Below are 22,613 nucleotides of genomic sequence, written 5' to 3'. Positions count from 1 at the left end.
TCCTGAACTGAACTCAAGCTTGGGTAGTTTGGATAAAGAGATTGACCGGGAAATCCCCCAGCGCGGCGCTGACCATCAGCTCCCTGTGTTTTGTGACTGCGACGCTCGCAAAAAGTCCCTTCAGATTTTCTTCAGCGGCGGCAAACGGCAATTTGACTCGTGTATCGCCCCAAAGCGGCGCTTCAACCTGTGGTTCGGCACTGTCTTCCAGCAGTTCGGCACAACGTATCGGTACAATCACGATAGCCCGTTTTCCCTGCCATTCACGGGCAAACGCCAGTACCCGGTGAGCCTGGCTGCCGACGACTTCAAGGGCTTGATACGTCCCTTTTTGAAACAGCTCGGCATGCTCGGCACGCCGGTTTAACGCTTGGGCGATCAGGGCTTGCTTGATGCGCCCGTCACGCCAGTTCACCAATAGATCGGGCAGGTCCAATCGCACGTGCATGGCCTGCTGACGGCTGATGTAATCCACCGGCCGGCGGTTGTCCGGATCGACCAGCGTGAAGTCCCAGAACTCGTTGCCCTGATAGAGGTCCGGTACCCCCGGCACGGTCATTCGCAGCAAGGTTTGCGCCAAGCCATTCAACGCACCCGCAGCGGCGATACTCTGCGCCGCCGCACCGAGGGCCGCGCGTAGTGGCTGGCCTTCGGGGCTGAGCAGCAGGCGTTCGAGAAACCCATGGGTCGCCTGCTCATACCCCTCGTTCGGTGCGCTCCAACTGCTTTGCAACTTGGCTTCGCGCAGGGCTTTCTGTTGCCACTGCCAGAGGCGTTTGGCGTAGTCCTCGAGCGCCACCCGATCATCGCTGCGCAACTCCAGCGGCCAACTGCCGAGGATCGCTTGATAGAGAATCAGCTCGTCGCCCGCCGAGGGCGCGCCGGGTTCAATGCGCAATTCGTTGGCCAATGTTCGCCAATGTTCGACCTGCTCGGCATACCAGGCGCTGCGCTCGCTCAACACCGCCAGCCGCGCGCGGGTGTCTTCGCCGCGTTTGTGGTCGTGGGTCGCGGTGGCCAGCAGGTTGTCGGGGAATTCGGCGAGGCGATTGGCGCAAGCAGCATGGAAGTCAGCCACCGGGGCACTGAACTGCTCGGTGTTGTAGCCGACATCGTTGCGCGACAGCAGCACCGCCGAGCGATAAAGCGCGGTGTCTTCCACCGCTTTGGCCGCCGTCGGTGAGGTCAGTTGCTGGAAGCGCACGCACGCATGCTTGAGCAGTTTGCGTGGGCGACCCACCGGGTACTTGCGCCAGGGTTGGCCACCGAGCCAGCCGGCCAGGCAATCGAGTACCGGCCAGTCGGCCTCGCCGAGGGTTTGCCTTGCACCGTCCATGGCCTGCTGGAAAAACTCCTCGTCCTGAGCGCAGTGTCGGCCCAGCGGGCTGATGTAAGTGCGATACACCGGGAAGTGCACGATCAGTTCCTGCAAGGCCCGACGGATCGCGCCGAGCGTCAGGTCCCGGGTCATCAGGTCGTCCCGGGCCACTTGCAACAAGGCGTGGGCGACGCTTTCGAAATCCCCGGCGAGGGAGCCGTTGAGAATCTGCTGGCGCGCCAGTTGCGCTTCCTGACGGAAATCGGCGGGGCGTTCGCTGTGTCGGCTCCAGAGCTCACCCAAGGTCTGGGCGCCTTCGGGGTCGTGTTGCAGCAACGACAACTGGTTCATGAATTCGTAACCGGTGCTGCCATCGACGGACCAGTCGCGGTGCAGGGTTTCGCCTTCGCCGAGGATCTTTTCGACGTAGATCGGCAGGTGCCGCTCCGGTGCCAGGCTATCGACTCGGCGGCGCAATTTGCGGCAGTAGCCACGCGGATCGGCGAGGCCGTCGATATGATCGATGCGCAGCCCGTCGATCAGACCTTCGGCCACCAGCTCGAAGATTTTTGCGTGGGTCGCCTCAAATACCGCCGGGTGTTCGACCCGTAGGCCACCCAGTTCATTGATATCGAAAAAGCGCCTCCAGTTGATATCGTCCGCCGCGGTGCGCCAGCTGGCCAGGCGATAACTCTGGCGCTCCAGCAGGTTATGCAGGCGCTGGAAACCCTCGGGGGTGAGTGAGTCGTAGGTGCCTAGCGTATGCTGGATCGCGTGAAGAATGGCCGGATCGCTGGAGAGTTCCCGCAGCTCGGCTTTCAACGGAATCGCCAGGCTGTGCGCGTCAGTCTGGTAACTCAAGGTACTGAAGCGGTCTGCCAGGGATTTGAGCCGGTCGGCCTGCTCGGCATTCAATTGATCATCGGCCTTGAGCAGTTCGCCGTAGTTCGTCGGGCAAATCGGGAAGTGATGCTCGTAGTGCTCGACATAAAAGACGCCGTGCCGGGCATCGAAACGCAAGGGCAGGGTGCCGTCCTGCAAGGCGATGCCGTAATCGCTGCCCAAAAAAGGCAGCAGCAATTGGCCTTCCATCAAGGGGTCGGGCGAATGCCATTGAATGTCGAAGAACTCGCCGTAGGGGCTCAGTCGCCCCCATTCCAGCAAGTCGAGCCACCAGGGATTATCGCCACCGCCGACGGCCATGTGGTTGGAGACGATGTCCAGGATCAGCCCCATGTTCTGTTCGCGCAACGTACCGACCAAACGGCGCAATGCCGCTTCGCCGCCCAGTTCAGGGTTGACGGTGGTCGGGTCCACCACGTCGTAGCCATGCATGGACCCCGCGCGGGCGGCGAGCAGCGGCGAGGCATAGACATGGCTGATGCCCAGGCTGGCGAAATACGGCACCAGCGCCACCGCCTGATCCAGGGTGAAACCTTTATGAAATTGCAGCCGCAGGGTCGCCCGCAACGGTTGGATGAACGGTTGAGTCATTGGTCACGCTCGGCCGCCTGAAGTCGCGCACAGGCGAGCAGTTCCAGGCGCCGGGCGGCGTCTGGATCATCGAGCAGGGCTTCGCTGTCGCCGGGTAGCCTGCGGGACCAGTTGGGATGGGTATCGGTGGTGCCGGGCAGGTTGGCCTGCTGTTCGATACCCAAGGCATCTTCCAGGGGCAGCAATACCAGCGGGGCGCGGGTATGGCCAAGGAAGCGGATCGCGGCGTCGAGCACCTGATCGGTTTCGTGGGACTCTTCGCGGAAATTTTGCGGGTCCTCGCTCAATACCCGGCGCAAACCTTCGCGCTCGCGCTCACGGTGCTGGCGCCATTCGATTTCACCCGGCGCGTCGACCAGATTCAAGTGCGCGCTCCAGTCGATATCGCGGCCATGCCACCAGCCATTGAGCGTCGGCAGGTCATGGGTGCTGGTGGTTGCCAGTGCGTTGTCCGGCCAGTCGAGAATCGGCTTGAAGTGAGTATTGTCCTGTTCGAACAGCAGCACACGCATACCGAGGATCGAGCGCGCGATGAGTTTCTCTCGTAAACCCTCGGGCACGGTGCCGAGGTCTTCGCCGAGGACGATGGCCTGATGCCGATGGGATTCGAGGGTCAGCAAGCGCAGCAGGTCATCCACCGGGTAATAGAGGTAGGCACCGTCGCTGGGCGGCGCGTCGTTGGGGATCACCCACAGTCGTTGCAGGCCCATGACGTGATCGATACGCAGGCCGCCGGCATGGGCGAAGTTGGCCCGCAGCATTTCGATGAACGCGCGAAAGCCGTTGCGCACCAGACCTTCGGGGGAGAACGCGGAAATGCCCCAGCCCTGGCCGGAACGGTTGAGAATGTCCGGTGGCGCACCCACGGTCAGTGAGGCGAGCAATTCGTCCTGGCGACTCCAGGCCTGGCTGCCGCCGCCGTCGGCGCCCACCGCCAGATCGGCGATCAGGCCGATGCCCATGCCAGCGCTGCGGGCGGCGGTCTGGGCGCGTTCCAGGCTGCGCGCAATCAGCCATTGGCAGAACGCGTAGTAGCCGATGCGGGTCGAGTTTTCTTCGGCAAAATGCGCCAGGGCGGTGCTGCGCGGGTCACGCCATTGTTCGGGCCACTCGCGCCAGTCGAGGCTTTCACCGCGCCGCGCCCGGGCTTCCTGAATCGCTTCGAAGCGGCAATGATTTTCCAGCGCTTCGCCACCGGCATGGCGGAAACTGCTGAAGTCTGGGTGCAAGGGGTGTTCGCCGTGGGTGAATCCTTCATATAAGGCTTCGAGCAAGCGGTGCTTGGCCTCGGCGGCGGTGGGCCAGTCGATCAGCGGCAGTTTTTCCAGGTGCTTGAGCTCAGCGGCAAGGCCGGTGGCGTCGATCGCGGTGCGCAGGGCTCGCTCACCGAGAATCGCTCCGGGCGCCGCGTACAGGCTATTGAGGAACAAGCGGCTGGACGGCGAGTAGGGGCTGTAACGCTGGGTGTCGCCGCTGAACATCGCATGCAGCGGGCTGATCGCCAACGCCTCGGCGCCCCGTTCGCCGGCCACCCGGGCCAGATCTTCGAGGGCCTGGGTATCGCCAAAACCGCCATCGCCGGGACGGCGCAGCGAGTACAACTGCACGCTGAGGCCCCAGGCACGCGGGTTTTTACTGTCAACGGCATCCCCGACGCTGTAGCAGCGCTGGGGTGCCACCGCCAGGGTGAAGGATTGATCGTCGATGCTGACGTGCTGATAACCCACCGGCACCAGGCCGGGCAACACAGCGTTGTCATCGAGCTTCAAGTTAATCCGTGAGCCGTCTTCGAGATGGATTTCACACGGAGTCTGCGGTTCGAAGTAGTGGGACAGGTCAAGGCCAACGCCTTCGTCGCAGGTCAATAGCGGTGGCAGGTGTCGGGTTTGTTGCACCTCCTGCAGTTGCAGCAGGCTGGCGTCGATCTCCTGGGCGGTATTGGCGGGATGGCCAAGGCCGCTGAGCACCGAGCGCAACACCGCCGGGGTCACTTTCTGTGGACGGCCATTGGCGTCGATCCAGTCGACGGCCAGGCCTGCTCGGCTGGCCAGTATTTCCAGTTGCGTATTGCTCATGGGCGCTCTCCATCCGGGGGTAGCAAAGGGGCTGCGGCCGTGAGGCTGACTAGCGCGCAATACGGGGCAAGCATGCCCTGATTCAGACCGGCCGATTGTGGCGGGTGTTCGAACAGCAATGTCGCGTCGGCCTGTGGGGTGTGGACCACGGACGCATCGCTGAGGTTCAGGTCAATGCGCAACTGACTGCCATCGCCCAGCCGCCAGCGCGCCGTCACCGCGCCCTCGGCCAGTACCTGCGCACCCAGCGCCTGGGCGCCGGGCAGGTGCGGGATGATGTGTCGGTGGCGGATCTGCAGCAGTTGGCGATATAGGTCATAAATCGGCGATTGGTGGCTGGTGGTCAGCTTCGGCCGTGAAGCTTCGAAGGTCTGCGTCGCGTTCGGGTCGGGAATCTGCTCACGTTTGTGCGGGTCGGCAAAGGCACTGAAGGCCGCGAACTCATTGCGTCGCCCTTCGCGCACCCGTTCCGCCAATTCACCGTGGTGGCTGGTGAAGAACAGGAACGGTTGCTCGGCGGCGAACTCATCGCCCATGAACATTAGTGGGATCATCGGCGACAACAGCAGCAGCGCGGTGGCGGCGTAAAGGGCATCAGGATGGGCCAGTTGATGCAGGCGCTCGCCAAAGGCGCGGTTGCCAATCTGGTCGTGGTTCTGCAGAAACAGCACGAAGGCCGTGGGTGGCAAGTGACCGCTCGGCTCACCTCGCGGTGTACCGTGGCGGGTGATATGGCCCTGGAACACGAAGCCCTGGCTCAGGCAACGGGCGAGTTGTTCGGTGGGCTGCTCGGCATAGTCGGCGTAATAAGCATCGGTTTCACCCGTGAGCAGAACGTGCAGGGCGTTATGGCCGTCGTCGTTCCACTGCGCGTCGAAACCTTGCTCCAGCAGGCTGGCCTGGTTGTGCTCGTTTTCCGCCATGAGCCACACGTGCCGTGCCGGATCGGTTTGCCGGCGAACCCGTTGCGCCAGCTCTTGAAGGAAGTCCGGGTCTTCGATGGCGTGCACCGCGTCCAGGCGCAGGCCGTCGAAGCGGTACTCCAGCAACCACATCAGCGCGTTGTCGATAAAGAAGTCGCGCACCTCGCGCCGCCGGAAGTCGATCGCCGCGCCCCACGGGGTGTGTTTGTCTTCGCGGAAAAAGCCTTTGGCGTAGCGATGCAGGTAATTGCCGTCGGGGCCGAAGTGGTTGTAGACCACGTCGAGAATCACCGCCAGGCCATGGCCGTGGGCCGTGTCGATCAGGTGTTTGAGTTGTTCGGGCGAGCCGTAAGAGGCTTGAGGCGCGTAAAGCAAAACCCCGTCATAGCCCCAGTTGCGCTCACCGGGAAACTGCGCCAGCGGCATCAGTTCGATGGCGGTAATACCCAGCTCGACCAGGTGTTCCAAATGCTGCTCAACCTGGCTGAACCCGCCGAGTGCACCGACGTGCAGTTCATAGATCACCGCCTCATTCCATGGCCGCCCCTGCCAGGCGCTGTGTTGCCACCGATAGGCGAGGGGATCGACCACCACGCTGTGGCTGTCGATATCGCCCGCCTGGGCGCGGGAGGCCGGGTCCGGCACCTCCAGTTCGCCATCGATGTTGTAGCGGTAGCGGGTACCCGCAGGGCAGCGGGTCTTGATCACAAACCAGCCATCGGCCTGAGGCAGCAGTGGCAGGGATTGTCCATCGTCCAGTTCGAGACTGACGAAAAACGCATCTGGCGCCCACAAGGCAAAACGCGTGTGTTCTGCGTCCAGCATGATTGCGCCGTGGGGCCAGGTCTCAAGGGTCCGTAACGGCATCGTTGAAAGCCTCTTACTGTTTGCCCGATTTTCCCAGCGCTTTAGTCACCAGTTGTTCGTAGAGTTCGGCGTAGGGCTCGACAGCCTTGCACCAGTTGAAGGGCGCCGCCATGGCCCGGCAACGCATGGCGTTGAGCAGGCCGGGGAAGGCGAACACCTTGAACGCGCGGCCCAGGGCTTCGCGATAACTCTCTACCGTGGATTCGTCGAAGAGGAAACCGGTCACGCCGTTTTCAATGGTGTCGGCCAGGCCGCCGGTATTGCGGGCCACCGGCAATGAACCGAAACGCTGGGCATACATCTGGCTCAGGCCGCAGGGTTCGTAACGCGAAGGCATCAGCAGGAAATCACTGCCGGCGAACATCCGGCGAGCGTCGGTTTCATTGAAGCCGATGTGCACGCCGATTTGCCCGGGGAAGCGCAACGCCAGTTCACGCATGGCTTGTTCTTCTTCCGGTTCGCCACGGCCGATGATCGCGATCTGCCCGCCGTTGGCGACGATGTATTCAGCCACCGCTTCGGTCAGGTCCAGGCCTTTCTGGTAGACCAGCCGCGAAACCACGGCGAACAGTGGACCTTTGGAGTCTTCGAGATCGAACAGCCTGCGAACGTGCGCGGCGTTGACGGCTTTACCCTCCCAATCGCCGATGCCGAACGGGTGGAACAGATGCGGATCAGTCGCTGCATCCCAGCTTTCATCGATGCCATTGGGAATCCCGCTGAGCAGACCCTGCTGGGTCTTGGCGGCGAGAAAACCGTCGAGACCGCAGCCGAAGGCCGGCGTGGTGATTTCCTGGGCATAAGTGGCGCTGACGGTGGTGATGTGGCTCGAGTAGGCCATGCCGGCCTTGAGGAATGACATCTTGCCGTAAAACTCCATGCCTTCCTGTTGCAAGGCGTGCATGGGGATACCGAGTTCCGGGCACGAGCCGAGGCTGGTGACGCCCTGGTATGCCAGATTGTGGATGGTGAACAGGGTCGGGGTGCGTTGGCCGCGCCAGTGCATATAGGCGGGGGCCAGGCCAGCGGGCCAGTCGTGGGCATGCACCAGGTCGGGGCACCAGTGAATTTGGGCGAGATTGGCGGCGATATCGGCTGCTGCGAGGCCCAGCCGGGCGAAACGAATATGGTTGTCCGGCCAGTCGCGGCCGTTGTTGGCGCCATAAGGTGAACCTTCGCGCTCGTACAATTCAGGGCAGATCAACACGTAAATGACCAGGCCGTCGGGCATGTCCATGCGCCCGATCTTGCAGGGTGGCAACGCGGCGTGCCCGCCCAGTTCACCAATGATATGAATCGGGTTTTCGCTGTTCAGCACTTGCGGGTAACCGGGGATCAACACCCGGACATCGTGCAGATGCGCCATGGCCCGCGGCAGTGCGGCGGAAACGTCGCCAAGACCTCCGGTCTTTACCAGGTCGGCAATCTCCGAGGTGACGAACAGGACTTTCTTTTTATTGGGATTCTGACTGGCTACCGGTGCCAGTGTCTTGGGGATCGGCATGTTGATCGATTTGGCACTGAGGACACCAACGGTGCTCGTTTCCCCGACCTGCTGATGAGCACGTTCTCCCTGAATATCTAAAGCCGCACTGATCATATGAATCTCCCGTGTTGTTGATCTAATTCTAGGCCTGGCACAAACGGTATTCGTGGCCAAATCCTGTGGCCGGGCGCAAACGCGCTACGCATCGGTGAGCAAGTGCTGCCCATGCGCTGAAGCAGAATGGGTGAAGTGGCTGTTGCAAGGAATGCACCAGTCGCTGTGGCCCTACCTTTCACCTGACACGAGGCCAGCACCAAAAGTTTCGATTATTTTCACCGAATGACCAGCCGGTTTTACTCCGCGAAAATCAGTCTAGGCCAGAACTTAGAGCGGGGTCGGTCAACGGGTGAAATTGTTCGACAATCGGTTGGGTGAGGGTATAAACACGAGGCTTTGCGGGGAGCCGCACCGACGAAGGGCAGGTTTATTTTCTGGTGTGGGTCAGATCGGGACCGGGAGGTCACGCTAATCGGGCGTGATGGGAGGTTATGTGCGCCATTGTGGTGCGGATTATTTGGGGAGGCGTGGTGAGTTTTAGGGCCTCTTCGCGTGCAAGCCACGCTCCCACAGGATTTGTGTCGGACGCCGGCAATGGGCATGACGCCAAACCTGTGGGAGCGTGGCTTGCCCGCGATGAACGATAACGCGGTCTCAGCTAAGAATCCGAACCGGCTTCCCAGCCGCCCAGGCCTGTATGTCCTCGATCATTTGCGAAAAGAACAGTTGGTAATTCTGCCGGCTGACATACCCGACATGAGGCGTGGCCAGCACATTGTCCAGTGTCCGGAAGGGATGATGACGGGGCAACGGTTCGTGCTCGAACACGTCCAGCGCAGCGCCCGCCAGGCGTTGTTTCTGAAGCGCCTTGATCAACGCCGACTCATCGACGATCGGCCCGCGAGCCGTATTGATCAGCCATGCCGTGGGTTTCATCCAGTCCAGTGCCTGAGTGTCCACCAGCCCTCGGCTGCGCTCGCTGAGCACCAGATGGACCGACAACACATCGGCCTGCTCGAACAGTTCCTGCTTGCTGACATAGGTGACGTCGACTTCGGCGGCCCGTTCGGCGGTCAGGTTTTCGCTCCAGGCAATCACCCGCATGCCGAACACCTGACCGAACCGGGCTACCCGTTGACCGATGCTGCCCAGACCGAGGATCGCCAAGGTCTTGCCCTGCAGGTCGCCGCCCAGCCCTTGCTGCCATTGGCCTGCGCGCAAGGCGTTGGCTTCGGCCACCAGGTTGCGGGTCGCGGCCATGATCAGCGCCCAGGTCAGCTCGGGGGCGGCATGTTTGTAGCTGTCGGTGCCGCAGACCTGAATACCCAGCGCGGCGGCGGCTTTCAGGTCCAGGGCGGCGTTGCGCATGCCGCCAGTGACCAGCAGTTTTAGTGCGGGCAAGCGGCGCAGCAGGTCTTCGTCGAACCGGGTGCGCTCGCGCATCACGCAGATCACCTCGAATGCGCCCAGGCGTTCGGCCAGGGTTTCGTTGTCGGCAGGGTAGTCATGGATAAAACTCACCTGGCCGATGCTGTCCAGCACCGACCAGTCCACCACGTCGCGAGCGACGTCCTGCCAGTCATCGATCACCGCAATCTGCACTGCCATCAGCCTTACCTCATCAACGAACGGGATTGGTTTTGTTCAGCCAGTCGAGTAATGCCTGATGGAACTTCGCCGGCTCTTCCATTTGCGGCGCGTGGCCAAGGCCCGGGAATTCAATCAGCGTCGACTGTGGAATCAATTTCGCCACTTGCTTGCCGAGTACGTCGTAATGACCGATTTTCGCCTTCACCTCGGGCGGTGCGATGTCTTTGTTGATGGCCGTGGTGTCGGAGGTGCCGATCAGCAGCAGGGTCGGTACCTTCAGGTCCTTGAACTCGTAGTACACCGGTTGGGTGAAGATCATGTCGTAGATCAGCGCCGAGTTCCACGCCACCGCTGTTTTGCCCGGCCCTTTGGCCAGGCCTGCGTACATGTTCACCCAACGATCGAACTCCGGCTTCCAGCGGCCATCGTAATAGGTGCTGCGTTGGTAGTCGTGGATACCTTGCGCCGTAACGTTCAGCTCGCGTTCATACCATTGATCAACCGTGCGATACGGCACGCCGAGGGCTTTCCAGTCTTCCAGGCCGATGGGATTGACCAGCGCCAGTTGTTCGACTTGATCGGGGTATTGCAGCGCATAGCGGGTAGCGAGCATGCCGCCGGTAGAGTGGCCGAGCAGGGTGGCCTTCTGGATGCCGAGGGCCTTGAGCAGTTGCTGGGTGTTGGACGCCAGTTGCTGGAAACTGTATTGATAGTGGTCCGGTTTGCTGGAGGTGCAAAAGCCAATCTGGTCCGGCGCGATGACCCGGTAACCGGCCTCGCTCAGCGCCTTGATCGAGCTGTCCCAGGTCGCGCCGCAGAAGTTCTTGCCGTGCATCAGCACCACGCTGCGTCCATTGACCTTGCCTTGGGCGGCAATGTCCATGTAACCCATCTGCAGGGATTTGCCCTGGGACTCAAAGGCGAAGTGCTTGACCGTGTAGGGGTACTCGAAGCCCTCAAGTTGCGGGCCGTATTCCGGCGTTTCGGTTTGGGATTGGGCGTGCGAAAGAGCGGGCAGGGCCGCCGTCAGCAGCAGGCCCGGTAACCAGCGGGAGAAAATGCGCGACATGGGTGAGCTCCACAGGAAATCTGCCGATGCTGGATCGGCATGATTAGGGTGACATTAAACAGAGGTCACGGCCGTAATGCCGGTCAGTTAAGCGATTTCAGCAGCGACGCATTCTTTGTAGCAGCTGTCGAGCCTGCATGGTCGTTCAACTCATCCACCCCAGCGTAGCAAGGGCCAACACACCATAGCGGGCGCCCTTGGCGAGCGTCACGATCACCAGGAAACGCCCCAGCGGCTCGCGCATGATGCCAGCCACAAGCGTCAGAGGGTCGCCGATGATAGGCACCCAGCTTAGTAGCAACGACCAATGGCCGTAACGCTGATAGTGCTTTTGGGCTTGCTTGAGATGGCGGGGGCTGACCGGAAACCAGCGCCGATCGTGAAACCGCTCAATGCCGCGCCCCAGCCACCAGTTCAGCAGCGAACCCAGCACGTTGCCCAGCGTTGCCACTGCCAGCAGCGACCAGAGCCAATACTGGTCGCTGAGCAACAACCCCACCAGCACTGCTTCGGATTGCAAAGGCAGCAGGGTTGCAGCACCGAACGCCGCGAGAAACAGCCCGATGTATGCGCCGAGCATCAATGGGCGGGGTAGTCCGCCACCACCACGTCAGTGCCGTCCTTTTTCAGGCCGATCACCTGATAGGCATCGCTCATGCCGTCCATTTCCATGCCGGGCGAGCCCATGGGCATGCCGGGGGCGGCAACCCCCAACAGATCGTCACGCTTGCTCAAGGCCAGTACTTGATCGGCAGGTACATGGCCTTCGACGAATTTGCCATTGATAAGGCCGGTGTGACACGACGCGAGGCGAGGTGGCACGCCGTGTTGTTGCTTGAATTGGCTCATGTCGGCTTCGACATGGTCTTCAACTTTGAAACCGTTGGCTTCCAGATGGCTGACCCATTTTTTGCAGCAGCCGCAATTGGCGTCGCGGTGAACTTCGATGGGGATCAGCTCGGCGGCCTGGGCCAGGGAAGAGATGAAGAGGGCGCTCAGGGCGGCCAGACGCAGGTGGGTTCGCATGGGGATCTCGTCTCGGGTTGTAGCCAAAAAGATGTATTTTGATCTTTTTCTCTGGTGAAGAGGAGGCGGATTGTTTCGAAGTAATACAGCATGAGTAAAGCATTTGTGGCGAGGGAGCTTGCTCCCGCTCGGCTGCGAAGCAGTCGTAAAACAGACACCTGCGTTCTATCTGGATCGGCGCGGTGGCAGATTTGGGGCCGCTGCGCGCCCTAGCGGGAGCAAGCTCCCTCGCCACAGGGGGGATGCCAGCCTGTGACTGGTTTGCCCGGCACCCTCGATACAAACAAACTAACCAAGGCGTACATAAAGACTTGATTAGTTATTTGCGCCCCTATCGAAAAGTTCATGTAGAGCAATGAAACAAGGCGCTTTCTGGTATGTATCGTAAATGTATAAAATTTGTAAAAAACGGAAATATTTGTTGGTGACGTTAGAGCGCGCACCGATACTCGCGCGCACTTAACTCGGTTAAACAAGGAACTTTTATGGTCGCCTCACAAGGACGTCTGTGTGTTTTGGATGATCGGCATCCCGCCACACAGTCGGGAGCCCGGTCATGACAATCGGCTATACAGGTGCCTGGACGAGCAAGGCAGGTTTATTGGTCAAGGATACCGGCAGCGGCAAGCCTGTCACCCACAGCGCCAGGGTCAAGCAGATGCTGGCACTGGTGGGAAGTAATCCCAATGCGCTGAATACGGCGAAAATGGATGAACAGAAACTGCACAGGAACATCAAGGGCTTCGATCCGGAAAATGTCTCCGCCAAGCAATTGGGCAATCTCAGTGCCTTCTTGAGAGCCAAAGGCCTGATTTCCGATATTACTTCGATGACCTTGCTTAATGCCGGTGACAAGTTTGACCGGTTTGGCGTTCAGAAAGACCCGGATGCGAAGTTCAATGCGCTGGAGTATTTCGCCACGCAACTGGACACCATTCAGAACAACAGTATCAAGGGTGACAAGTACGCCGCTGGCCTGATCCCTGAATACAAGACGGCGATCTACGTACTGCAGAACTTGCAAACTTACGGCAAGGGCAACGGTACGACCCCGACCGACAAGGGGGTCAACTCCAGAGCGTGATGTTCGGCAACTGGCCCGCTCAACTATCGAACGGGCCAGGCACCTGCTATCGGTCAAGCAACCTCATGACTTCTTCTGGATAACGCAGGCCTGCCGTGGCATTGGCCGGGAATATCGCTTCCAGGGCCAGCAACTCTTCGCGGCTCAGCTTCACATCCAGCGCGGCCACATTTTCTTCCAGGTATTTACGCTGTTTGGTGCCTGGAATCGGAATCAGATAATCCCCTTGGGCCAAGACCCACGCCAATGCCAGTTGGCCCGCGGTCACGCCCTTGTCGGCGGCCAAAGCCTGCACCTGCTGCACCAACAACAGGTTCTTTGCGAAGTTTTTCCCTTGAAAACGTGGGCTGAAGCGGCGGTAGTCGTCGGCGGCGAAATCATCCGGGCTTCTCAGGGCACCGGTCAAAAAGCCCCGGCCCAACGGACTGTAAGGCACAAAGGCAACGCCCAGGCGTTGGCACGCGGCCAGGCAACCGTTTTCCTCCTGATCGCGACTCCACAACGAATACTCACTTTGCAGTGCGCTGATCGGATGAACCTTGTTCGCTCGCTCCAGCGTGGCGACCGATGCTTCACTCAAGCCCAGGTAACGCACCTTGCCGGCTTTCACCAGTTCTGCCATGGCGCCGACGGTTTCCTCGATGGCCACCTGCGGATCGATGCGGTGTTGGTAATACAAATCCAGGGTTTCCACGCCAAGGCGCTTTAGGGTGCCGTCGATAGCGTCGCGAATGTATTCCGGTCGACCGTTGACGCCCCGTGCACCGGGATTGGATGGGTCGCGGACAATGCCGAACTTGCTGGCCAGAAACACCTGGTCACGCTTGCCTGCAATGGCTTTGCCGATCAGCGCTTCATTGGTATGTGGGCCATACATGTCTGCGGTATCGAGCAGGTTGATCCCCAATTCCAGCGCGCGGTGCAAAGTGGCCGTGGCTTCGCGGGTGTCCACGCCCGTGGTGTAGAAATCGGTCATGCCCATGCAGCCCAGACCGATCGCGCTAACCTGCGGACCGTTTTTGCCCAGTTGACGTGTTTGCATGAAATCAGCTCCCTGTGAATTGAAATCCTATTGTTGACCTCGACAGAAACAAGATAAACCGGCTAAAACTGCTATCACTATTTGTAATTTCTAAATAATCAGCCGGTAAGCCAAAGCAATGGATCGTTTCAATGCCATGCGCGTATTCACCCGAATCGTCGAACTGGGCGGCTTTGCCAAAGCGGCGGACAGCCTGCAGTTGCCCCGGGCTTCGGTGACCATTCTGATCAAGCAACTTGAGGCACATCTGGGCGTGCAACTGCTGCAACGCACCACCCGGCAGATCAGCCTGACGCTCGATGGCGCAGCCTATTACCCGCGTTGTGTGCGGCTGCTGGCGGATCTGGAGGAGACCGAAGCGGTATTTTCCGCTGCTCGCCACAACCCCAAGGGTCTGTTGCGAGTGGATATGCCGGCGGGAGTGGGGCGTTTGATCGTGATTCCGGCCTTGCCGCAATTCACTGCCCGGTATCCATTGATCGAACTGGAAATCGGTTTGAATGACCGGCCTGTGGATCTGATCCGCGAAGGTATCGATTGCGTGTTGCGGGGTGGCTCGACCCTGGACGACTCACTGGTGGCACGACCGCTGGGCGTGATGGATCAAGTCACCTGTGCCAGCCCGGATTACTTGCAGCGTTGCGGGACTCCGCTGTGTCTGGAGGATCTGAAGGGGCACCAGATGGTGGAATACTTTTCCAATGACACCGGCAAACGCTACGGACTGGAATTTGTACTCGATGATCAGTTGCGGTTGATCGACCTGCCCAAGCACGTCTCGGTCAATAGCGCTGATGGCTATCTGGCAGCCTGTGAGGCGGGATATGGCTTGGTTCAGACTCCGTATTATCACGTTGCCCGCCAACTGAAGGAGGGGCGTTTGATCGAGGTCCTGAGGGACGTGCCGCCACCGGGTATGCCGCTGACGGCGCTCTATCCTCCTCATCGCCAGTTGTCCCGGCGGGTGCGGGTGTTCGTCGACTGGATGGTGGAACTCTGTGCGCAGTCGGCCAATGGGTTTTATAGAGATGACTCACGCGGCTGAGCGGTTACCAATAGAGGCGTTGGCGTTCTGCTGCATGTCGTCATGCAACTGTTGCATGTGCACGCAATGCAGATTGAGGGATCGAACCTGTGCGCCTCGATGAAACAATGCAAACCAGCCATCGTCACCTGGCGTGGGAATCAGGCCGGTGAAGGCGAAGCCCAGAGCCGAAAAACTGTGCACGTCCCGGGCGAAGTGCCGGGACAGTTCGAGTCGTGCCGAGATCAGCCAGTGCCTGGGTAGTTGGCTGATCTGCTCAAGCAAACGCGTGTTCAAACGCTGAATGACAATGTCGAACCGATGCTGCTGTTGCTTTATTTGCAAGGGCATCGCGGGCCGTGATGTCTTGTCCTGGTGGGTTCCAAACACCGAACACAAGTGCTGCATAAACGCCCGGCAGCTTTCGGGCCAAGGGATGTCGGGGAGCGGGCGCATGTGTCCGGCGATCAGGTGGCAGCCCATCACGATGGTTTCCGGAAAGGGTTCAGCGAAGGGCGAAGGGACAAAGTCAGGAAGCAAGCCAGTGCTGTGGAAGCCGATTTTTTCCGCCATGCGTTGAGTGTAGGGATGGTGGGTCACTTGCTTGATCGAGACACTCTTGAGCCCCACAGAGTCTGACTGCTTCAGTAGCTCAAGGCCCAGGCGGGTCGCGAGATTCTGCCCCTGGGCGGCGGGGTGCACCACGCTGAGGGCCAGTTCCGCGGTACTTGAAGGCGTGTCACGACACAACGCGGCATGCCCGAGAACGCGGCCGTCGTCCACGGCTACCATCGATTGCCAGCTGCCTTCGGCGTGGTGCTGACTGATCATGTTCGGCAGGTAGATATCTGGCTGAACATAATGATCGCCGTAGACCTCTCGGAATAACTGGCTCACGGCAATGGAGTCGGAGGGACGGAAGGGCCGAACAATCAACCGGTTCATCACACGGGCTCCAGTGGGAGAACGTCATACACGCGCGAATCCAGCACCCGCAGTTGTTTGCCTGAACGAGGGTGAAGCTTCAGGTCGGTGGTTGCGCAGGCCAGCACTCGCAACTCCAGCAGACCCTGACGGATCAGGTTGTCGATGGCGGGGTAGTGGGCAAGCAGCGCTTCATGCAATGCGCGGAGCATCGAGTCGACGGCTTGCAACTGAGGATCGGGCACCCACTTCACGCTCAACAGATCCTTGGTGCCGGTCTGTTCGATCAGCAATTGCCATTGTTCGCTGTGCGCTACACGCTGAACGATCTCGTGTATTTCTTCGGTGAACAGCGATAGAACGCCGACTCGTATTCGTTGACTGTGGGCACCGCGCCCTTTGAGCGCGAATTTACGCCTCGGGGTTGCGGCCGGCTCACGCCAACAGGCACGGTCGCCCACCGGGTAACGCAGCAGCGGCATAAGCCGGCGTGTCAGGTTGGTCAGTACCAACAAGCCGGTGCGATCGCATTCTTCAATCACTTCACCGGTGTGTTCATCGACGATTTCCAACAGGGTTTGTTGATCGAACACTCGATGCTCGCCCAATGCACAGTCGCGGTCACTGGCGCCTATCAGCCCGGCGTCTACGCTGGCATAGCCGATTGAGGCGATACGGGCATTGGGGAACACTTCCCCGAGGATTGCCAACTGCGGGGCAAACAGGCTTTCACCTCCATATAACAGCGTCTCGACTCCGCACAACACACGCCGATGCTGCGCCAGGTAGGCGCAGAATCGCAGCAGTTGTGCCGGCACTCCGGCCAGAACGCTGATCCGATACCGCTCTATGGCATCCGCCAATACGTCCAGCTCGACGTCTCCGGTAAACGGAAATTCACAGATGGATCGTCCGACATGGGCCAGGGAATCGTGGATAAACAGAAAACTGGCATAGAGATCCCCTGAAAAGAACAGATTGGCGACGCGGTCGCCATTGTTCAGTTGAGAGGAGAGACTGTTTCCGAATGTACTGACCAGGGTTTGTTTGCCATTCCTCGCAGGAGTAAACCGCCAGTTTGCCCTGACTGGTCGAACCTCCGGTTTTAAACACCAGCGCATCATCGACGTTTCCGGTCAGGACCGGCCAATGACTCAAATCGTTGCTGCCGGCCCAATAGTCGGATACGTCGGTTAGTGGCAGATCTTTTAAAGTAATACCCTTCGAGGGCAAATGCTCCAGGTGTTTGCTGTAAAAATTTGAGTGTTGCCTTATATAAGGTACTAATTGTTCAAGCGAATAAGTTGGGTTCACTGGGTTCTCTTTTTTGTCAGGTGTTTTTGTCAGAAAGCAGCATCATCGAAGTGTCTGCTTTTATTTTCTTTGATCGATAATTAATGGTGTTTTACCGCTATGTTTGTTTCGGGTGAAGGTTTGTTCGGCGCACAGGGTCACCTCCACAATTAAAAGTGCAGCACTCACCGCATTTGCCAATGCTTCATGGGTCAGCAGTTTTTGGCGTACCCAGTCGGCATCCGCATCTGCTCGAACTTGCATGCGTTCGACTCCGCTGGCGGTGTGGTCCAGGACAACTTGAATGGGCACTCCTACGCTGTGTTCCAGCGCCGAAGGTGAAATGAGTTCCGTGCCAATTCGCACCAGCTTTCCATGCCGCTGTAGCAGCTCGAATCGCGGCGTTTCCAGTCCGCAAGGGCAGGCCCCGGGTATCCAGCGGCCGGTGTCGCCGATGTCATATCGGTACACGCGCTGACCTTGCCGGGCGCGGGACGTAAACAGCAGACGACCGATTTCATTGGCCTGCACCGGCACATCCTGTTCGAGCTGAACTATTTCCAGATGCTGGGTTTCGCTCATCAAGTGAAATATGCCGTTCGCGGTTGCCGGGCAGGCATGCCCCAAGGGGCCTGCATCGACGGAGCCATAGATGGCAGAGCGAATCGTCGACACCCCACAGCTTTCCATCAGGCGCCGACTGGCCTCGCCCGGATGTTCGCCGCCAAGGAATACTTTGCTGATACCGGCATAGGCGCGAAGTCGTGCCTGCTCTTTAAGGAACAAGCAATGCAGCGTACTGGGCATGCCGATCAGCACGTTGACATGCTGCTCCACGATCAGTCGGGTGATTTCGCTGAAGTCATCGTCCTGGGGGGCCCCCATGGGTAAATGCACAACGCCCATCTGTTCAAGAATGTTCGAGAAACTGAAAAAACCACCATAAAGGTTGCCGCCGTAGAACAGGTTCATCACCCGGTCCTGTGACGGATCGAGCCCGACACAGAACAGGCCATCAGCCGCGGCGCGCATTTGTCGTTGAAAGTCTCGGTAGCTGAAGCCGGCCAGGGCCGGAGTCCCGCTGCTACCGCCGGAGCGGAAGTACAACTGTGTTGCGGAGACGATTGGCTGGGTCATGAACGTGTCTTTGTCCATGATGGGGGCATGGGCTGTGTCAGGGTCGGGCGGAAGCGGATCGAGCGTTGCACGGCCAGTCGAGGCATCCGGGGGCAGAGTCACCGAGAGGCGGCGACTCAGACGCGACAGCGCGTAGACGCCATCGTGAGGCTCGCCGGCGTAGCCGTCATGAATCGACTCGCAAGGCGCAATGCGGCTGACGCCGGCATTGACCAATGTTCGAACGAGCGCGGGGGTGTCTGCCGAGGGACACATCAGCGCGCAGCTTTGCAGGACGGTGCGCCAGGGCAACAGCGTCTCGCTGAGCAGGTGCCGCGGAACCGGTTTGAGCAGCACCGTACGAAACAGCGGCGACGGTGCCAGCTTCTGATGGTGCTCCCAGATGACCCGCCATCCGGGGCCGGTCCACACTTGGCCGATCTGGTTCTTGAAGCTCTGATCCAGCCGCGCCATGGCGGTGCGGGTAGTGATTTCCGACGCTTCCTGATCTGTCGGCACCAACGCCGGCCATTGCGGGGCGCGACGGTTGAGGGCTTCGGCCAGTCGATCTCCGAGGTTCTGCAAGACGGCCGGATCGTTGCTGTCCACCAGCACCCATTGAGGGCTGGAACACGCTTGTTGATCCAGTCGACAGACTTCATCCGCCAATGCATCGAGCGCCGAAGGCGTCGCCGCATCAAGTGACAGGTAGGCGAAGCTGATCTTGTGTCCCCAATCGATCCAGCGACAGCCGGACGGGATCTGTTGGCGGATCGATTTAAGCGCCGCTTCTCCGCCCCAGGCGGATACCCCATCGGCCTTGGCGCAGAGTTGAGTGATATGAGAGGTGTCCACCGGTAGAACCGCTACGAATTCGGCCAGTCTGCCGCTGGTGTCGCACCGCACAAGGGTGGCGAGCAACTGCGCGGTCAAACCCTGATCGCTGGCGCTGGGGCGCAGCCAGTTGATGTTGCCGGCCAACAGACTTTCGAGCACCGCGCAGAACGCCAGCAACGGTGCGTTGCCCGGGGTGATATGCACCACCAGCCCCAACGGGTGCCAGCTTTCGAAGCACGGTTGCCGGTAGTCAATAAGTCGCAGCGAACGCGGTTGCAGGCCCAGTTCCCGATCAAGCTTGGTGCTCAGGTTGCTGCGCTGGCAGAAATCGATCAGTCCCTGATATTGATCGTCATCGAGGGGTAGATCCAGGTGGCGAGCCTGCAACTGCGTGGCAAAGCGAGCGGCGGACTCGATGACGGTTTCGCTATCGATTGGTGCAGCCAGCAGCCGGGGCAGTTGTTGTTCAAGGAGCTCGAGTACCCTTTCCGGGGTAACGTCGTCACGCAGTTGGCCATTGATCAGGTACATATCAAGCCCTCCCGATCAATTCAGAAGCGGCCATGGCGCAGCTGCGACTGGCGCTGGTGCCGGCACGGCCATGCAGCTCGAACCAATCCGTCGCCAGGCCGCATCCGCAACTGGCGCCGGGGTGCAATGTCGCCAGATCGCCCATGACCACGGCATGGGCAGGGCTCGACGAAATGTAGGGAGAAACGAACTCCAGCAAGCCGCGCTGGCCGTATGGCTGGACAGTGAAATCGGATGGGGCGCGCACGAAAACCTTCGAGTAGATCGGTACATGAAAATGATGGTGGGCACACTGGATATAGGGCACGGCATGCTCTACGGCGCCATAACCGTCCCGGCAGCGGGACAGGTCGATACCCAATTGCCGGTTGATTCGGGCATACAGCTGATGGAGGGGAATTTCCTGTGTGCCGCCTGGGTTTTCCAGCCTCCACCCAGAAATACCAGTGACTGGGCAGGCAACTGCAAATCGGCCACGCCCGTGTCCTCCATGCGCTGAAGGGCATGCGAAAGGAACGCCGGAAAACCGAGAATACGAACGGGCAATCCTTCCTCGGCAAACTCCTGCAGGGTGCGAATGACACCGAAGAGGTCGAACTCGTGGCCTTTGCCGATCAGACGCAAGCCGTAAACGACTCGGTTGACGGGGGCATAGCTGCACAGAAATTGATCGGTATAGGCCGTGCCAAGGGTGATGGCTGCCTCGGGTTCATAGCTCAGGAGCAGGTAATTGCAGGGGCTGTGTGGAGTATCCCAGCCGTAGTGCCGGAAAATATGGCTCACCATGCCTTGGGCGGCGGCCATGCTGCGAGGATCGTAGCGCATGCAGCTTTTCTGGCCGCTGGTGCCGGACGATGTCAGCTCCAGCGCACCTTCGCCAGTGGGACTGAACACCGAATGACGTTTGAAGTAATTGGCGAAAATCGGCGGTAGCCTTGACCAATCGTCCAGCGTTTCCAGGGCGTTGGCATCAAGGCCGTTGGCGTTCAGCCAGCGTTCGTAGCCAGGTGTGTGGTGACAATGAAACAGGCTGACTTCACCCATGGCCTGGTCGAACAGGCCTTCCGGCACGGAATCCAGGCAATAGGGTTGCGTCAACGCGCAAAGCGCATCGGTGTGGGGTAGATGGATCATCTAAAGACCTATGGTGTAGTGTCAGACGGCATGCGCGATGGGGGAGCGTCGCAAAAACAATCGCAAGGGCAGCAGGCACAAGAGCCCCGCGAGACCGGCCATCAAGGCAAAGGCTTCAAGGCTGTCACCGGCACCCAGCTCAGTGATAATCGAGCCGCCGCCACCCATGACGGCGATGGAAATCATACCAACCATGGCCGACACCAGGCCTTTGCTGTCGTCGCTGGAAAACAGTGCGAGCCGGTAGAGTGCGGCATTGCTCATGCCAAGACCGATGGCGTAAAGGGACAGGCAACTGACCAACAGGACTGTTGAAGTGCCGGTAAAAGAAATGACGGCCAAGGCGATGAGGCCGCCGCAAAGTGGCCAGAACGCGTAGCGAATCAGTTGGGGTAGCTCAGTATTGGCAATCAATCGGTTGAGTATCAGATTGCCGAAAATGACGGCCGCAAATACCGGGATCTGCCATAGGCCATAGCGCAGCGGGGAAAGCCCCTGGTGCTGGATCAGCAAGAGTGGCGCCAGCCCGATCCATGCAATCAGCGGCAAGCTCATCAGGCCCAGGGCGACGGTTGCGCTCAGAAATGGCGGGTTGGTGAGCAAGGCTGTATAGCGGCGCAGCGTACCGCCCCATTCAAAAGGCACTGCCGTCAGTCGCTGTCCGTCATGGCGCAAGGTGCCCACGGTTTCCGGCATGAACAGGTAAAGCCCGAGCCAGGCTATCGCGCCACTGACCCCCAAGAGTAAAAATAGCTCCCGCCAGGAGAGCCATTCCAGCATCAGGCTGCCGAGCAAGGGCCCCAGCAGCGGGGAGAGCAGCGCAACGTTTCCCAGCAACGCCATGATTTTTACTGCGTCGGCTTCGCAGAAGATTTCTTGCAAGGCTGGATAGCTCACCGCGATGATGAACCCCAATCCCATGCCTTGAATCAGCCGCAAGCCGTTGAAGGCAAGGATGCTCTGTACGTTGAACGCTGCGGTGCAGGCGAAGGCGAATACAGCACAACCGATCAGCAGCGTCCTGCGACGACCGAAGTGATCTGACAACGGACCGATTAACCATTGCAAAAAAATGCCCCCCGCCAAATAAAGATTGAAGGCGTAAGGAACATGGCTCGGGCTGGCATTCAATTGATGGGTTACGGTCAACATGGCCGGCATGATCATATCGCTGGCCATATAAGTCAGAAGTTCGAAAAAAGTTATTGCAAGGCAAAACCCAAGTAATCGAGGTGGACTTATATCTATTAAAGGTTTGCGCATGACGTTCCTGTTGGTGCTGGAAGTTTGATCGGACAGCAGGACAAGAATAGCTATGAGCCATGTGGCGTTTCATTGGCTTATTTGAAGCTAGAAATTTCAAAACCTTTCGCTGTGTGTCTGATTGGAAGTTCAAGGGGGAAAAGAGTGGGGTTTTGTAAAAAAATTACAGCTGGATAAGAAATAACCCTATAGGAAAAGTACCCGCTATGGAGCAGGCATTTGTACGGGGTTTGTAGGATAAATACTTCATCACTATGAGTGAATAGTCGGCCATTCAGTCGTCGAGGAAACGATTTCACGCTATCGATGCTGATAGTCACCGTAGAGCGAGCAGGGGAATCAGCGGCGTGATTTGACGGAGCATTTCAAAATCCCCATGGTGATCGCCGCAATGAAGTCAAAATGCTTCATCGGCTGTAACATGAGTTCCCGATTGCAGCCCTCATTCCCGCGCAAGCGC

The 22,613-nt window shown here is 59.4% G+C and carries 14 protein-coding genes and 2 pseudogenes; 2 read left to right on the top strand and 14 right to left on the bottom strand.

What is annotated here, in order from left to right; translation table 11 throughout:
* Positions 1–13: 13 nt before the first annotated feature.
* The 8 genes from PSH65_RS17260 to PSH65_RS17225 form a co-directional block, all read right to left on the bottom strand.
* The gene (locus tag PSH65_RS17260; RefSeq protein WP_305421453.1) at positions 14–2,812 is read right to left on the bottom strand and encodes a malto-oligosyltrehalose synthase; all 2,799 of its coding nucleotides are present in this window, start codon (positions 2,810–2,812) and stop codon (positions 14–16) included.
* A complete protein-coding gene (malQ, locus tag PSH65_RS17255) occupies positions 2,809–4,887 on the bottom strand; it encodes a 4-alpha-glucanotransferase (protein WP_305421452.1) in 2,079 nt (692 codons plus the stop codon). The genes PSH65_RS17260 and malQ overlap by 4 nt, the downstream gene beginning before the upstream one ends.
* A complete protein-coding gene (gene treZ, locus PSH65_RS17250; protein WP_305421451.1) occupies positions 4,884–6,677 on the bottom strand; it encodes a malto-oligosyltrehalose trehalohydrolase in 1,794 nt (597 codons plus the stop codon). The genes malQ and treZ overlap by 4 nt, the downstream gene beginning before the upstream one ends.
* A 13-nt stretch (positions 6,678–6,690) precedes the next feature.
* Positions 6,691–8,277, bottom strand: a complete 1,587-nt coding sequence (gene glgA, locus PSH65_RS17245) for a glycogen synthase GlgA (protein WP_305421450.1) — start codon at positions 8,275–8,277, stop codon at positions 6,691–6,693.
* Positions 8,278–8,874: 597 nt separating this feature from the next.
* Positions 8,875–9,828, bottom strand: a complete 954-nt coding sequence (locus PSH65_RS17240; protein WP_305421449.1) for a D-2-hydroxyacid dehydrogenase family protein — start codon at positions 9,826–9,828, stop codon at positions 8,875–8,877.
* A gap of 13 nt (positions 9,829–9,841) precedes the next feature.
* Positions 9,842–10,879, bottom strand: coding sequence for an alpha/beta fold hydrolase (locus PSH65_RS17235; protein WP_305421448.1), 1,038 nt, complete (start codon positions 10,877–10,879; stop codon positions 9,842–9,844).
* A 145-nt stretch (positions 10,880–11,024) separates the two neighbouring features.
* Positions 11,025–11,459: a YqaA family protein gene (locus PSH65_RS17230; RefSeq protein WP_305421447.1), complete on the bottom strand. Its 435-nt coding sequence runs from the start codon at positions 11,457–11,459 to the stop codon at positions 11,025–11,027.
* Entirely contained in the window at positions 11,459–11,905 is a 447-nt protein-coding gene (locus PSH65_RS17225) for a DUF411 domain-containing protein (protein WP_305421446.1), read from the bottom strand. The genes PSH65_RS17230 and PSH65_RS17225 overlap by 1 nt, the downstream gene beginning before the upstream one ends.
* Positions 11,906–12,461: 556 nt before the next feature.
* On the opposite strand from PSH65_RS17225, the gene PSH65_RS17220 reads away from it, so the two are divergent.
* Entirely contained in the window at positions 12,462–12,989 is a 528-nt protein-coding gene (locus PSH65_RS17220) for a hypothetical protein (RefSeq protein ID WP_305421445.1), read from the top strand.
* A gap of 46 nt (positions 12,990–13,035) precedes the next feature.
* Here PSH65_RS17220 and PSH65_RS17215 read toward each other — a convergent pair whose 3' ends face one another.
* A complete protein-coding gene (locus tag PSH65_RS17215) occupies positions 13,036–14,031 on the bottom strand; it encodes an aldo/keto reductase (RefSeq protein WP_305421444.1) in 996 nt (331 codons plus the stop codon).
* A gap of 118 nt (positions 14,032–14,149) precedes the next feature.
* Here PSH65_RS17215 and PSH65_RS17210 point away from each other — a divergent pair, with 118 nt between their 5' ends.
* Positions 14,150–15,076 (top strand): LysR family transcriptional regulator, encoded by a 927-nt coding sequence (locus PSH65_RS17210; protein ID WP_305421443.1) that lies wholly within the window; start codon positions 14,150–14,152, stop codon positions 15,074–15,076.
* On the opposite strand, the gene PSH65_RS17205 is transcribed toward PSH65_RS17210, so the two are convergent.
* The 5 genes and pseudogenes from PSH65_RS17205 to PSH65_RS17185 all read right to left on the bottom strand — a co-directional run bounded on the left by PSH65_RS17205 (position 15,065) and on the right by PSH65_RS17185 (position 22,153).
* On the bottom strand, positions 15,065–16,000 hold the full coding sequence (locus PSH65_RS17205; protein ID WP_305421442.1) for a GNAT family N-acetyltransferase: 936 nt from the start codon (positions 15,998–16,000) through the stop codon (positions 15,065–15,067). The genes PSH65_RS17210 and PSH65_RS17205 overlap by 12 nt on opposite strands.
* Positions 16,000–17,293, bottom strand: a pseudogene (locus tag PSH65_RS17200) (phenylacetate--CoA ligase family protein). Before PSH65_RS17200 ends, PSH65_RS17205 begins: the two are co-directional and overlap by 1 nt.
* Positions 17,294–17,353: 60 nt before the next feature.
* Positions 17,354–19,756 (bottom strand): aldehyde dehydrogenase family protein, encoded by a 2,403-nt coding sequence (locus PSH65_RS17195; RefSeq protein WP_305421441.1) that lies wholly within the window; start codon positions 19,754–19,756, stop codon positions 17,354–17,356.
* A 1-nt stretch (position 19,757) separates the two neighbouring features.
* A pseudogene (locus tag PSH65_RS17190) lies at positions 19,758–20,890 on the bottom strand (acyl-protein synthase).
* 21 nt (positions 20,891–20,911) lie between these two features.
* Complete coding sequence (locus PSH65_RS17185) at positions 20,912–22,153, bottom strand: MFS transporter (protein WP_305421440.1); 1,242 nt, start codon at positions 22,151–22,153, stop codon at positions 20,912–20,914.
* Positions 22,154–22,613: the final 460 nt, after the last annotated feature.

This window comes from Pseudomonas sp. FP603, from assembly GCF_030687415.1.
GTDB lineage: Bacteria > Pseudomonadota > Gammaproteobacteria > Pseudomonadales > Pseudomonadaceae > Aquipseudomonas > Aquipseudomonas wuhanensis.
This window is presented reverse-complemented; position numbering and strand designations above follow the sequence as displayed.

Bases quoted from the DNA above. Each gene is read 5' to 3' on its own strand.
- PSH65_RS17260 (WP_305421453.1), bottom strand. From the start codon at position 2,812: ATGACTCAACCGTTCATCCAACCGTTGCGGGCGACCCTGCGGCTGCAA.
- malQ (WP_305421452.1), bottom strand. From the start codon at position 4,887: ATGAGCAATACGCAACTGGAAATACTGGCCAGCCGAGCAGGCCTGGCC.
- treZ (WP_305421451.1), bottom strand. From the start codon at position 6,677: ATGCCGTTACGGACCCTTGAGACCTGGCCCCACGGCGCAATCATGCTG.
- glgA (WP_305421450.1), bottom strand. From the start codon at position 8,277: ATGATCAGTGCGGCTTTAGATATTCAGGGAGAACGTGCTCATCAGCAG.
- PSH65_RS17240 (WP_305421449.1), bottom strand. From the start codon at position 9,828: ATGGCAGTGCAGATTGCGGTGATCGATGACTGGCAGGACGTCGCTCGC.
- PSH65_RS17235 (WP_305421448.1), bottom strand. From the start codon at position 10,879: ATGTCGCGCATTTTCTCCCGCTGGTTACCGGGCCTGCTGCTGACGGCG.
- PSH65_RS17230 (WP_305421447.1), bottom strand. From the start codon at position 11,459: ATGCTCGGCGCATACATCGGGCTGTTTCTCGCGGCGTTCGGTGCTGCA.
- PSH65_RS17225 (WP_305421446.1), bottom strand. From the start codon at position 11,905: ATGCGAACCCACCTGCGTCTGGCCGCCCTGAGCGCCCTCTTCATCTCT.
- PSH65_RS17220 (WP_305421445.1), top strand. From the start codon at position 12,462: ATGACAATCGGCTATACAGGTGCCTGGACGAGCAAGGCAGGTTTATTG.
- PSH65_RS17215 (WP_305421444.1), bottom strand. From the start codon at position 14,031: ATGCAAACACGTCAACTGGGCAAAAACGGTCCGCAGGTTAGCGCGATC.
- PSH65_RS17210 (WP_305421443.1), top strand. From the start codon at position 14,150: ATGGATCGTTTCAATGCCATGCGCGTATTCACCCGAATCGTCGAACTG.
- PSH65_RS17205 (WP_305421442.1), bottom strand. From the start codon at position 16,000: ATGAACCGGTTGATTGTTCGGCCCTTCCGTCCCTCCGACTCCATTGCC.
- PSH65_RS17195 (WP_305421441.1), bottom strand. From the start codon at position 19,756: ATGTACCTGATCAATGGCCAACTGCGTGACGACGTTACCCCGGAAAGG.
- PSH65_RS17185 (WP_305421440.1), bottom strand. From the start codon at position 22,153: ATGCGCAAACCTTTAATAGATATAAGTCCACCTCGATTACTTGGGTTT.